At 69.3% G+C, this 12331-nt stretch carries 9 protein-coding genes; 1 reads left to right on the top strand and 8 read right to left on the bottom strand.

The features are described from left to right. The first annotated feature begins 390 nt into the window (after nt 1-390). Nucleotides 391-621, top strand: coding sequence for a hypothetical protein (locus ABZ826_RS17290; RefSeq protein ID WP_283854449.1), 231 nt, complete (start codon nt 391-393; stop codon nt 619-621). A gap of 102 nt (nt 622-723) precedes the next feature. Here ABZ826_RS17290 and ABZ826_RS17285 read toward each other — a convergent pair whose 3' ends face one another. The 8 genes from ABZ826_RS17285 to ABZ826_RS17250 all read right to left on the bottom strand — a co-directional run bounded on the left by ABZ826_RS17285 (nt 724) and on the right by ABZ826_RS17250 (nt 12317). Then, nucleotides 724-1554: a serine protease gene (locus ABZ826_RS17285; protein WP_361448153.1), complete on the bottom strand. Its 831-nt coding sequence runs from the start codon at nt 1552-1554 to the stop codon at nt 724-726. A 130-nt stretch (nt 1555-1684) separates the two neighbouring features. After that, on the bottom strand, nt 1685-3232 hold the full coding sequence (locus tag ABZ826_RS17280) for an RNA polymerase sigma factor (RefSeq protein ID WP_361448150.1): 1548 nt from the start codon (nt 3230-3232) through the stop codon (nt 1685-1687). A gap of 324 nt (nt 3233-3556) precedes the next feature. After that, complete coding sequence (locus ABZ826_RS17275; RefSeq protein WP_361448147.1) at nt 3557-4444, bottom strand: FadR/GntR family transcriptional regulator; 888 nt, start codon at nt 4442-4444, stop codon at nt 3557-3559. Between the two features lie 160 nt (nt 4445-4604). Then, nucleotides 4605-6365: an ATP-binding cassette domain-containing protein gene (locus ABZ826_RS17270; RefSeq protein ID WP_361448144.1), complete on the bottom strand. Its 1761-nt coding sequence runs from the start codon at nt 6363-6365 to the stop codon at nt 4605-4607. 110 nt (nt 6366-6475) lie between these two features. After that, nucleotides 6476-7240 (bottom strand): NUDIX domain-containing protein, encoded by a 765-nt coding sequence (locus ABZ826_RS17265; RefSeq protein WP_361448400.1) that lies wholly within the window; start codon nt 7238-7240, stop codon nt 6476-6478. A 727-nt stretch (nt 7241-7967) separates the two neighbouring features. Further along, complete coding sequence (locus ABZ826_RS17260) at nt 7968-9266, bottom strand: DUF4192 domain-containing protein (RefSeq protein WP_361448141.1); 1299 nt, start codon at nt 9264-9266, stop codon at nt 7968-7970. Between the two features lie 955 nt (nt 9267-10221). Continuing rightward, nucleotides 10222-11592 (bottom strand): GAF domain-containing SpoIIE family protein phosphatase, encoded by a 1371-nt coding sequence (locus tag ABZ826_RS17255; RefSeq protein ID WP_361448138.1) that lies wholly within the window; start codon nt 11590-11592, stop codon nt 10222-10224. Beyond that, nucleotides 11502-12317 (bottom strand): PAS domain-containing protein, encoded by an 816-nt coding sequence (locus tag ABZ826_RS17250; protein WP_361448135.1) that lies wholly within the window; start codon nt 12315-12317, stop codon nt 11502-11504. The genes ABZ826_RS17255 and ABZ826_RS17250 overlap by 91 nt, the downstream gene beginning before the upstream one ends. Nucleotides 12318-12331 lie beyond the last annotated feature (14 nt).

The raw sequence follows: 12331 nt of genomic DNA, 5'->3' as shown, positions 1-12331 counted from the left end.
CGGGCTCGGCTTCGGTCGCCGCTGAGAGGGTACCGATGCCTGGTAGAGCGGTTGTACCGCCACCCTCCGAGAACCCTCACACTAGTCCAGCCTCGCATACACGTTCGATCCCTCGCAGGAGTGACGCGCACATCACGTTCCCTTCCAGGCATGAACCATTTAGGCTCCGGGCACGTCCTCATGAACAAACCGGCAAGCCAGCCGGGAGGATCCACCCAGACAAGCAACGCGAAACCGTAGCGCTACGCAATACGGCACATTCGCCGCCAACCGGCAACAGACAGCCATCTTGAGAAGAAGTTTCGAAGAAAAGCCACGAGCGGGAACGTTTTCGGCCTGGTTGGATGTTGACCCTGGTACGACAGCTCGTCGAGCTAGAGAAGAGGCGACGTGACTACTGTTCTGACCCCCGCGAGCCCGCTGACCGCAGCAGACCGCTGCGACCGTTGCGGCGCCCAGGCATATCTGCGCGTCGTCCTGATCAGCGGCGGTGAACTGCTCTTCTGCGCCCACCACGGTCGCAAGTTCGAGCCGGAACTCAAGAAGATCGCCGCGGAAATACAGGATGAGACGGACCGGCTGACGGCTGTACAGGCCCAGGCCACCGAAGAGGAACACTGACACCTCGCATCCACGACGAGCCTGGGGCAGGTCCCGGACCGGCCGACGGGCGGCTTCCCGAAGAGGAAGCCGCCCGTTCTCGTACCTGCGCGAGGATGCCGTTCAGTCACCACCCGGCATCCAGCCGATCGCTGCGGAGATCCGCGTGTAGACACCCGGGCTCCCCATCCGGGCACAACCGTTCCCCCAGGACACCAGCCCGATGAGCCGTCCACGGGCCACCAGCGGCCCTCCACTGTCGCCCTGGCATGCGTCATACCCACCCACCAGTTCGCCCGCACAGAGCATCGCTGAGGCGTCATACGTGCCGTCCCTGCCGCCCGGGTAGGCCCGCGCGCAGAGACTGTCCGGCAGAACGTTCACCTTGGCGGAGCGAAGGGACGACGCATAGTCACCGTTGCCGGTCGTGTCGCCCCAGCCATAGACAACGGCGTCGGTGCCCGGCTCGTACGCCGCGTCACCGGACGCGGCCATCGGGACCACGCTCTTCGCGGGCAACGCGTCGGCCAGAGTGAGCACCGCCAGGTCCCCCGCGTTCGTGACGGGGTCGAATGCCGGGTTGCTCCATGCCTTCTGCACCGCGATCTCCTTGCCCTCGGTCCCGCGCAGAGAGTCCCGGCCGGTGATGACCCGCAGATCGCGCACTTTGCCGACCTCGACGCCGAGAGCCTCCCGGCTCAGGCAGTGCGCAGCGGTCAACACCTTCTTGGGCCCCACCACGACGCCCCCGCAGAACTGGCCTGCGCGCGTGTCCCCGAACCGGTCGCGGCTGGACAGCGCCACGACCCAGGGACTGTCCTTCACGTGCGCCGGCTCACCACCGATGACGACACTGTCCGCAACGGCCGGAGCGGGGGATCCGAGCGGTATCACAGCCGTGGCGGCAACCAGGGCGAACACCCCGGCCATGGCGCGGAAGACGGTACGGGACATGCGCACTCCTGACTCTGTGGTGAACCATCACCACCCAGAGTCATCCCACTCACCAGCGACCGCACCCGCAGATAGGCCGAGGGCCGGGCTCCCTGTCGGAAGCCCGGCCCTCGGCATGCACTTCTGCGACCTAGTCGAGGTAGTCGCGCAGCACCTGCGAACGCGACGGGTGGCGCAGTTTCGACATGGTCTTCGACTCGATCTGACGGATGCGCTCACGCGTCACTCCGTAGACCTTGCCGATCTCGTCCAGCGTCTTCGGCTGGCCGTCGGTGAGACCGAAGCGCATCGAGACCACGCCCGCCTCGCGCTCGGAGAGCGTGTCGAGCACTGAGTGCAGCTGCTCCTGGAGGAGCGTGAAGCTGACCGCGTCGGCCGGGACGACCGCCTCGGAGTCCTCGATCAGGTCACCGAACTCGCTGTCTCCGTCCTCACCCAGCGGGGTGTGGAGGGAGATCGGCTCACGACCGTACTTCTGGACCTCGATGACCTTCTCGGGGGTCATGTCGAGCTCCTTGGCCAGCTCCTCCGGCGTGGGCTCGCGGCCCAGGTCCTGGAGCATCTGACGCTGCACACGGGCGAGCTTGTTGATGACCTCGACCATGTGCACCGGGATACGGATGGTGCGGGCCTGGTCGGCCATGGCGCGAGTGATCGCCTGGCGGATCCACCAGGTGGCGTACGTGGAGAACTTGTAACCCTTGGTGTAGTCGAACTTCTCGACCGCACGGATCAGACCGAGGTTGCCTTCCTGGATCAGGTCCAGGAAGAGCATGCCGCGCCCGGTGTAGCGCTTGGCCAGCGAAACCACGAGACGGAGGTTGGCCTCCAGCAGGTGGTTCTTGGCCCGGCGGCCGTCCTCGGCGATGATCTCCAGCTCGCGCTTGAGCTTCGGCGCGAGCTTGTCCGAATTCGCCAGCTTGTCCTCGGCGAACAGACCGGCCTCGATGCGCTTGGCGAGCTCGACCTCCTGCTCCGCGTTGAGGAGGGGAACCTTGCCGATCTGCTTCAGGTAGTCCTTGACCGGGTCGGCGGTGGCGCCGGCGACGGCGACCTGCTGCGCCGGTGCGTCGTCCTCGTCGTCGTCGGAGAGGACGAAGCCCTTGTTCTCGCCCTCGCCCTCCTCTTCCTCGCCCTTGCCGGCCTTTACTTCCTCGGCCACCTCGTCGCCGTCGAGGAGCTCGTCGTCCGACTTTCCGGACTTCTTCGTTGCTGTCTTCTTGGCCGCCGTCTTCTTCACGGCGGTCTTCTTGGCGGCCGTCTTCTTGGCTGCTGCCTTCTTCGCAGGGCCGGCCGCGGCAGCGTCCTCAGCCACCACGTCCACGGTCTCTGCCGACGGGGCGGCAGCGGCCGCGACGGTCCTGGTCACGGTCGTCTTGGCCGCGACAGTCTTGGTGGCGGTGCGCTTGACCGGGCTCTTTGCTGCGACGCTCTTGCGGGCACGCTTCGACGGCTCCGCGGCACTGACCATCAGCGTCACACCCTCTTCCTCGAGGATCTGGTTGAGGCTGCGCAGAACATTCTTCCACTGGGTTGGCGGAATCTGGTCAGCCTCGAAGGCCCGACGCACGTCATCGCCGGCGATCTGCCCATCAGCCTTTCCCCGCTCGATGAGCGCCATCACAGACTCAGACTCGGCGATCTCCGGCGGGAGCGTACGGGATGTGCTGGCCGACACGAACAACCTCTCGGAACGATGGAAACGGCTTCCGGCCCGGCCCTGGAGAGGGCTGGAGCCGACGACCGTCGGGCTGGGAATGTACCGACGGCGCGGGCTTGGCCTCAGAACTGCACAGCGCACTGAACGGCTGCTGTATTCCTTCCGTGGCGGTCACCTCTTAAGTCATCGCACTGCTTCGAGGAGTGTTACGCCCAATCCGCGTGGCCCGAGTCACACCTCATTTGCGACGAACGTGACCATGGGTGTCATCCCCCCACAATTGTGCCGCCGGACCGCCTGGGCCCGGCGACACGTGGTTCGTACACCCTGGCCGTGCTGCGCTCAGTGCTCGCGGGGCGCGGGCACCACCCGCTCCACCTCGGGGTGGACGACGAGCAGTTGACGCATGGCCGCCTCGGCACCCGCCGAGTCACCGGACGCGAGGGCGTCGACGATCCGCGCATGGTGGCCGAGGGACGCCTCAGTGGGGCGATCGCAGCCCGTGACGGGGCCACCGGAGACCTGCAGTGCCGCGGAAACGATGCCGGAGAGGTGCTCAAGCATGCGATTGCCAGCCGCCTGAATGAGCAGGGAATGGAATTCCACATCGGCCCTGGAGCAGGTGATCCCGTCACCCTGCCCGAGCGCATGCCCCATGATCTCGACCATGTCACCGAGGCGCTGCTGGATGTCCTCGCGGCCATGACCTGCGGCGAGACGGGCGGCGAGCGGCTCGATCGTCCACCGGAGCTCCCCCAGCTCGCGACGCTGGTCCTCGCGCTGAGGGCCGAAGGCGCGCCATTCGATGATGTCGGGGTCCAGCAGATTCCAGTCACTGACCGGGCGGACCCGGGTACCCACGTTGGGCCGGGCACTGACCAGGCCCTTGGCCTCAAGGACGCGCAGTGATTCGCGTACGACGGTGCGGGAGACCTCGAAACGCTGACCGATCTCCTCCGGCACCAGAGGGCGGTCGGCACCCAGGTCGCCGGAGACGATCATCTGACCCAGCTGCTGAACGAGTTGGCCGTGGAGGCCACGGCCGCGACTGGCCGAGCCCCGCCGGCCCGCCCGGCCGAGCTCGGCATCGGGACCGTCCCAGGAACGAAGAGGGGCGCGCTCGCCGGCCGGCGCCTCCGCGTACGGGTAGCGATCGAGTTCACCCGGGCCGGCGAGGCCGGAATCGGCGGAGCGGGCGGCGGTCATCATGGTGTGCGCAAGGGTACTCACGCATCCTTTGTCGGCGCGGCTCGCCCGGCCCTTGAGGTCTTTGGTGAAAAGCACACGAAAGGGTGATCGGCACCCACCCCCCAATTGACGCCTTATTGGTGGAAATCGGGCAACTTCCGGGAAGTTGTGGGGCCGCGATCGGCCCGTCACCGCACCGCGATCACCAACGAACCCTGCCGCGAAGGCCGGTGAGCAGATACGCACAGATCAGGACCGACAACGACAGTGACAGCGCGGTCCCCACCGGGTGTGCCACCACACGCACGACGACTGCCACCCATCGGTCCGTCTCGTGCGGCCAGCGCGGCCACATCAGCTCTCGGAGCCTGCCCGGAAGACCGTCGATCGGACGTGAGGCAGCTCCCGTCAGCACGTTCTGGACAAGCGGAACGACGAGCACGGGAATGCCCAGCACCGCGGCGACGCCGGCCGTCGTCACTCTGAAGACCCCGGCAGCCAGGAGGCCCGCCCAGGCGCAGCCAACGGTCAGCCCTCCCCAACTCGCACCCATGGCTACCGGATTCGGCGGAATCCGAAGCAAATCGTCGCCGTACACCACATGGAGAGCTTCGGCGGCGGCCAGCACGGCAGCCAGGGCGAGCGCCAGGGCAACGCCCGCTGACACCAGCAGCTTGGCGAGGAGCAGCCCCAGACGGCGGGGAACGGTGCCCCGGCCCGCCGCGAGCGCGGGGTAGCGGAATTCGTCGCCGAATGAGATGGCGCCCAGCACTCCGGCCCCGACTGCCGCAGGTGGCAACGGCAGCGATGACGGCCAGGCCGCCAGCACCTTCGGTAGCTGAGCGTGGCCGGAGCGGGCGAGGAGGACGGAGAGTCCGACCGAGGCGACAAGAACGGCGACCACGACCAGGGTTGCTGTTCCGACCCCGAAAAGGCGACGAAGTTCGTATCGCAGCGGGCGGAGCGGACCGCGGACCGGGCGGCGTCGGATCGGTGGCAGCGGTTCCGAGCCTGCCGCGCACGCGGCCGGTCGCGGTTCGGCTCCCCTCTCGCCGTGAGCGGGGCCCGTGGGGATCGTGGCGCCTGCGGGGCCGATGTCGGCGACCTCGTCGGCGAGTTGATGCACCGGGAGCCCGTGCCGGAATGCCGCGTCGCCGATCTCCGCGCAGGTGGAACCGTATACGGAGAGGCGGCCACTCGCTTCGGTGACCACCTCGACCGAGCGTCTGGCCGCTCGGGCCTCGCGACCGACGACGGCAGCGAGGCGGGCCGCGTGCGGGGTCCGTACCGCGACCCGGGGGCGGAGGCGGGTCCGGGAGAAGTCGTCGGCGCTCTGGTCCGCGACGAGGCGTCCATTCTCGATGGTGACCACGCGGTCGGCGGCTCGCGCGGCCTCCTTGGGGTCGGCCGTGGTGTAGAGAACGGTCCCACCCTGGCCGGCACGGGACTGCAGCAGCTCGTGCACCCAGCACTCCTCGCGCGGGGAGAGGCCGGCTGCGGGGTTGTCGAGGACCAGCGTGTGCGGGTCGCCGAGCAGCGCCGCGGCGAGGGCGAGCAGGCGGTCCATGCCGAGCGAGAGCGTGCCGATGCGCTGGTCCCGGAGTCCGGCGAGACCCACGACTTCGAGCAATTCGTCGGCCCGGGACGCCGGCACTCCTGCGGCGGCGCAGAGCATGCGGAGCTGGCCTCGGACCGTACGGGCGGGATGGCCCGGCACGTCCCCGAGGAGCACGCCCACCTCACGTGCCGGGTTGCGGATGCGGTGCAGCGGTCTGCCCCGGAAGTAGGTGACCCCCCGACCCGAGTCGAGTTCGAGCATCAGACGGAGAGCTGCGGTCTTGCCCGAACCAGCAGCCCCCAGAAGTGCGGTGACGTGGCCGGGCCGGGCTTCGAAGGTGAGATCGTCCACGGCGACCGGAAGGCCGCGGCGGGGGGAGCTGGTGAGTCCGATGGCCTGGAGCATCGCTTCTCTCGCGGGAGGTGAGACCGCTCGGCAGCAGAGCGGGTACCGCAGCAAGATAACGCGACATATCCGACTTTTCGTGGAGCGCTGACCTTATGGGCGTTCCGTGGTCAGACTTCCGGCCTCAGCATCGGCGGGTTGAGGACCGTGGCCGCTCCGGCTCGGAAAAGCTGGGCAGGGCGACCGCCCTGTCGCGTGGTCGTCCCGCCCGCAGGCACCAGGAAGCCGGGCGTCCCTGTCACCTTGCGGTGAAAGTTCCGCGGGTCGAGGACCACGCCCCATACCGCCTCGTACACCCTCCGAAGCTCACCGACCGTGAACGCCGGCGGGCAGAAAGCGGTGGCCAGAGAGGAGTACTCGATCTTGGAACGCGCCCGTTCGACACCGTCGGCAAGAATCTGCGCGTGATCGAAGGCCAGCGGAGCCTGGTTTTCGCCCTCATGACCCACCCTGCCCTCCGGGCCGAGCAGGTCCCCCACCGGTGCCCAACGCGCACTGTTCGCATCGCCGCCCGCCCGCGGGGCCGGCAGATCGGGGGCCAGCGCGAGGTGGGCGACGCTCACCACTCTCATCCGGGGGTCGCGCCCGGGGTCGCCATAGGTGGCCAGCTGTTCCAGATGGGCACCATTGCCCACTGCCGGCGCGGCCGGATCCTGGGCACACAGCCCGGTCTCCTCGACGAGTTCGCGCGCTGCCGCGGCCCCGAGATCCTCATCGGCTTTGACGAACCCGCCGGGTAGCGCCCATCGCCCCTGGAAGGGCGGCTCACCACGGCGAACCACCAGCGCGCAGAGCGCATGGCGGCGCACCGTGAGCACAACCAGGTCGACGGTGACAGCGAAGGGCGGGAAGGTCGACGGGTCGTAGGGCGGCATGCCGTGATCATAGTCGTCTGCCTGACGATAAACACTCCCTTCGCCCTGCGCTTCGGCGTGACTGCCTTCGCCGTGCTCGTCGCCGTACTCGTCGTCCTCAGGGCGCCGGATTCCTCGTTGGGACCCGACGTCGTTGCCGGAGCCGTCCGGAGGGCAAGGCCCCGCCCCGAGCGCCGCTGCGACGCGGGGCGGGTCGTTCGGCACCCCCAGCAGCTCACTGGCCGGGAACTCCTGATGCCGACCACAGAGTCGTCCTGGAGATCAGCGAGTCCGTGAACACCGCCTGGACTCCTCCTGAGTCGTCCCCCACGGCGCAGTGGGCGAACGCCGGCGGTCCATGAGCCGACACCGGTTCCACCCCAATGGCTCGTACATGTCGTCACGCCGACGCCGTACGGGGGCACCGGCCGTCCACACCTGGTACCGGCGCAGTCCCCGGGTCTCCCATGCGGCGTCCGGCTGCGGTTCCTCGGCAACGACGAGCCGCAGCGCCGTCCGCCCCCGTCCAGCGCTTCGCGAGCAGGGCGCGAAGGGCGTCGGTGATCCTGCGCCTTGGCTTCGCGATCCACGCAAGCCCCAACGGGAGAAGCTGCTGGGTGCGTCTGTCCGAGCGTGCCGGAACGGGCCCGCGGCACGCGCTCGCAACCGTCGCTCCCCGCGCGATGCGGATCAGGGGTCTCCCTATCGGACCGCTGATCAAAGATGGCCGAGCGACGGGGCGCGGGGATCAACGGCTGCTCCTGGACCCGCGGCGGTTGGGAGAGGCCTGCCCGGACCGCCGTCGGGCGGCAGCCGTTCCGGGGCGGGCGGAGCCGGATGAGGTCTTCCTCGGCCGCGTGGCGGTCCGGCGTACCGTGCGAGGCCGTGTGCTCCGGTCCGTGCGGTGGACTCGCCGGACCGTCCGGGCGCGGCGTTCCCCCCGGAGACAACGGCGCAGGGTCTCCGGGTCGAGCCCCTGGTTGCACGCCTCGTGGAGGAGTTGAGCAAAGGTGTACCCAGGGTCGACGCGCAGGGCGAGACCCAGCGCGACCCGTGCGGCCGGTTCGTCCCCGGTCGACCAGGAGACCCACCCTGCCAAGGTCAGCGGTGCCGCGGCGTGCTCCTCGTACGGTGCTACACAGCGACGGGACAACGCCCGCCAGAGCCGCAGCGCGGAACCTGCCCCCGGCCCCTCCATCCACTCGGCGGCCTTGTCACGGGTCTCCCGGTCCTGCAGCCCGAGGATCACCGCGGCGGCCTCGTCGTGACTGATCAACCGGTCGTCTTCGAAGTCCGACTCGGAGGGCACCACGACCGGCGCCTCGCCGAGCCGTTTCATGAGCCTGCGGACAAGCCCCAAGGTCTCCCGGGCCACATCCTCGCGTCCCACCTCGTCCAAGATCTTCGGCACCAGCTCGGCCCCGGCCGAGTCGAGCGCCCGTTGCTGCTCCGTAGCGGCCGGGGTGCGCAGAGGCATGAGCCTGGCTTCCATCTCCCGCAGCGTTCCGCGCACTTGAATACCCGCGTATGCGGCAGCGGCCGCCATCACCGAGGTGCCGGGCAAGGCCAACTGGTTCCCTTCGGCCGGGCAGCAGCGCCCATCCGGGCAGCAGTACGACCAGTACCGGCCGTCCGAGATGCAGAGTGCTTCGAGAACGGGCACGTCGAGCGCACCACACGCCGTACGCAGGCGCTGGGCAAGGGGCCGCAGCCGCTCCATGATCTGGCTGCCGCTCTCGGTTTCGGCAGGATCCTGGCAGAGGAAGATGACGATCGCGTCAGGGCGCTCCCCGCGCCGCTCGCTCCCCTTGATCAGGCACTCAGCGAGCTGCTCGGCGACGGGCTGCCATTCCTGCGGTGACTGCGGGATACCGAGCCTGAGCCGCCCGCCGAAGCGCCCCCGGCCACCGTGCAGGGCGACCATGACCACGCTGTCGTTCGGGTGGAACCCCATGAGGTACGGGAGGGCGTCGGCGAGCTCGGCAGGGCCCCGCAGGGTGATCTGCTGCTCTTCGACCGGACCGTTGGTTTCGTCGTGCTGGTTCATGGCATGACCGTCCCGCGAGTGGCCCATTTCCGCGACCCCTGTGGATAAAGTTATCCACAGGGGTCGCAAGGCCGTTCGCGGTTTGTCGTACCCATCGGGTTGCATTGGGGGCACACCGTCCAGGCCGAGGCGACGGCCGGGACGGCGGATGTGCTGCTGGTCGGCCCGGAGGCGCTGTCTTGTCCGCACACGGACTCTGTTCATTGTTCAGGAGGTTCTGCGACTCCTTTGCTGGAGCGCTCGATCCGGGTGACCAGTTCAGAGGGTGCCGGCAGGCGTGTGTCCGGCCGCTGCCGGCCCATGACCCGGGGCAGAGTGCCGCGCTCCACGTTGCGCTGCGCAGGGGTGTGCCCGGCGGCGGCATCGGCTTCGGTGATGGGCGCCGCCGGGCATCCCACCAGGATGACAGGCGGCACTGACACCGCGGCCTGCGACTGGTGTGGGAGCGCCCGGATGCGGTGGAGCGGTCTCCGGTCCGGTGGCGCCGGCAGGGGAGAAGTTCCGCTCGGCGAGCGGGCGTTGGGGTGTCACGCTGCTCCTTGATCGCATGGAGGTGGCCGACTTCGTTCATCTCCAGGAACAACGTTTGTTGGGGGTTGCGGAGGCGATTGATGATCAAGCGGCTCGTGAGTATTGAGGAGAAATGACGGCGCATGTCCGGTTCGCTCATTGCGTCAGATGATGTGGTTCACCGCGAGTGGTGCACAGAGATCATGCCGGCGGCAGACTGGCCCCAAGACCGCATCAGATCCCAAGGCTGATCTTCACTTTTTGGGCGACATCTGTCTGCCGCTCGGGGTTGCCCGATCGCCCTGGAGCACGACGGCGGCGAGCTGGAGATGCGTCCGCGTGCTGCTCTCGGCAGCGGCGACCTCATGCCCTGCGACGTCCAGGAGGCGCTGCTGAGGTCCGCCGCCTGGAAGTGCGGCGGGCGTCCAGGCCTCGCCGAAGCCGGTCACGTGTTTCCGGCGTCCCCGTCGCCGCTGTGGCGTGGGGCGACGGGGCGGGCGCGGGCGAGGAGCAGGGCGACGTCTTCGGGCTCATCACTACGACGCAGGGCGTCCAACAGGTGGTCGCAGGTTTCCTCCAGTCGGCGCGGCGATCTCGCGAGGAGCCCCAGGAGGACGCCCAGCCGCGTGTCGAGGGGGTGGCTGCGGGTTTCGACCAGTCCGTCGGTGTAGAACAGCAGCCCGTCTCCGGGCTCGATCCTCAACTGGCTGGTCTCGAAGGGGACGCTCCCCACGCCGAGGGGCGCTCCGGTGGGGAGGTCGAGGAACCGCGGGGCGCCGACGGCGGGGATCAGGACCGGCGGCAGGTGACCGGCGGTGGCGAGGCTGCAGCAGGCGCGGCGCGCGTCGTACACGGCATATGTGCAGGTGGCGAACCGTTGCTCCAGCTCGCCCGTGATGCGGTCGAGGTGGCGCAGGACCGCGGCGGGGTCCAGGTCGAGCGCGGCCAGGGTACGGGTCGCGGTGCGCAGCTGGCCCATGGTGGCGGCGGCGCCGGTGCCGCTGCCCATGACGTCTCTGATGACCAGTGCGGTCCTGTCGGCGGACAACGCGATGACGTCGTACCAGTCGCCGCCTGTTCCGCAGATGGTCGAGGCGGGCTGGTAGCGGCAGGCGATGTCCAGGCCCGGCCGGTGCGGCGGCTTCTGGGGCAGGAGGCTGCGTTGGAGGTTCTCGGCGGCCTGGCGCTGGTTCTGGTACCAGCGGGCGTGGTCGATGCTGACGGCTGCGCGGGAGGCCAGTTCCAGGGCCAGGGCGGTGTCGTCCTCACTGAAGGGCAGCGGATTGCGGGCGCGGGCGAGACCCAGCGCGCCCAGCACGCGGCCGCGGGCAGTGAGCGGAACGGCGAGGCAGGTGTGTGCCCCGGCCCCGGCGAGGACGGCAGCGGCGTGGGAGGGGGCGATGTGAGCAAGGCCCTGGCCTGTGATCTGGGCAGCGAGGACCGGGCGGCCGGTGGTGATGCAGCGGGTGATCAGGTGGTCGGGCTCGTACCGGGCGAGGTGTCCGGAGGGCACGGAGACGGCCGGGGCGAGGTGGCCGGCGAGGGCCAGGGTGCGAAGGGCGGCCGGGCCATCGGGCGCCCAGTCGCTGTCGCCGCCCTGGAGCACGGTCTCCAGGAGGTCGACCGCGGCGAGGTCGGCCAGCTCGGGCACACAGGTGCGGGCGAGTTCGTCGGCGGTGGTATCCAGCTCCAGAGTGGTGCCGATGCGCGTGGAGGCGTCCGCGATCAGGGCAAGACGCCGCCGCGCCGCGGCGGCCTCGGAGGACGCGCGGTGCTGTTCGGTGACGTCCACGAGTTCGAGGGCGAGTCCGAGCACCTGCCCCGCGCTTCCTCCAGCCGGTAGTAGGAGGCCGACCAGGCGTGCTCGCGGCCCGGGTCGGAGGGAGTGGGGGCGAGGGTGAACTGGTTCACCAGCGGGTCTCCGCTGGCCGGTACGCGGCGCATCGCGGCCTCGACCGGGCCGGCGTCCATGAAGTCCAGCACCTCACGCACGGGGCGGCCGACCTGCCGATCGGCCGGCCGGCCGTTGATGCGCTCCAGCGTGGGGTTGACCACCAGGTACCGCAGATCGGGATCCAGGATCCCCAGCCCTATCGGAGACTGCGAGACCAGTCGGGCAGAGAGCGCGAGGTCGCGCTCCATACGCTGCAGAACAGCCTGATCGGCGGCGATACCCGGCGCGTAGAAATCCCCGTGCTCACCCTCCAGTCGCACGTTCCGGAACTCCACCAGGCGGGTACTGCCGTCCTTGTGCCGTACAGGAAAGGCCCCTGCCCAACTCGAGCCCTCCGACATCACCTGGGAGAACAGCTCGGTGACCAGGTCCAGGTGCTGCTCGTCGACCATCAGCCGGGCCGCGTACCGGCCCAGGGCCTCCCGGGCGCTGTAGCCGAAGATCTGCCGTGCCTGCGGGCTCCAGAACACCACCCGCCCCCGAGCGCCCAGCACCACCGCCGAGACGCTGAGCAGATCGATCAGGCCACCGGACGGAGCCTCGGGCGCGCGCCCGGCACCTCCCGCGAAGAGTTCGGCAGACCCCACCGGTCGCCACCTCG

It is taken from the genome of Streptomyces sp. NPDC047515 (assembly GCF_040643055.1).
Taxonomy (GTDB): Bacteria; Actinomycetota; Actinomycetes; order Streptomycetales; family Streptomycetaceae; genus Streptomyces.
This window is presented reverse-complemented; position numbering and strand designations above follow the sequence as displayed.

Coding starts and splice junctions, on each gene's coding strand:
- ABZ826_RS17285 (WP_361448153.1), bottom strand. CDS start 1,554: ATGTCCCGTACCGTCTTCCGCGCCATGGCCGGGGTGTTCGCCCTGGTT.
- ABZ826_RS17270 (WP_361448144.1), bottom strand. CDS start 6,365: ATGCTCCAGGCCATCGGACTCACCAGCTCCCCCCGCCGCGGCCTTCCG.
- ABZ826_RS17265 (WP_361448400.1), bottom strand. CDS start 7,240: ATGCCGCCCTACGACCCGTCGACCTTCCCGCCCTTCGCTGTCACCGTC.
- ABZ826_RS17260 (WP_361448141.1), bottom strand. CDS start 9,266: ATGAACCAGCACGACGAAACCAACGGTCCGGTCGAAGAGCAGCAGATC.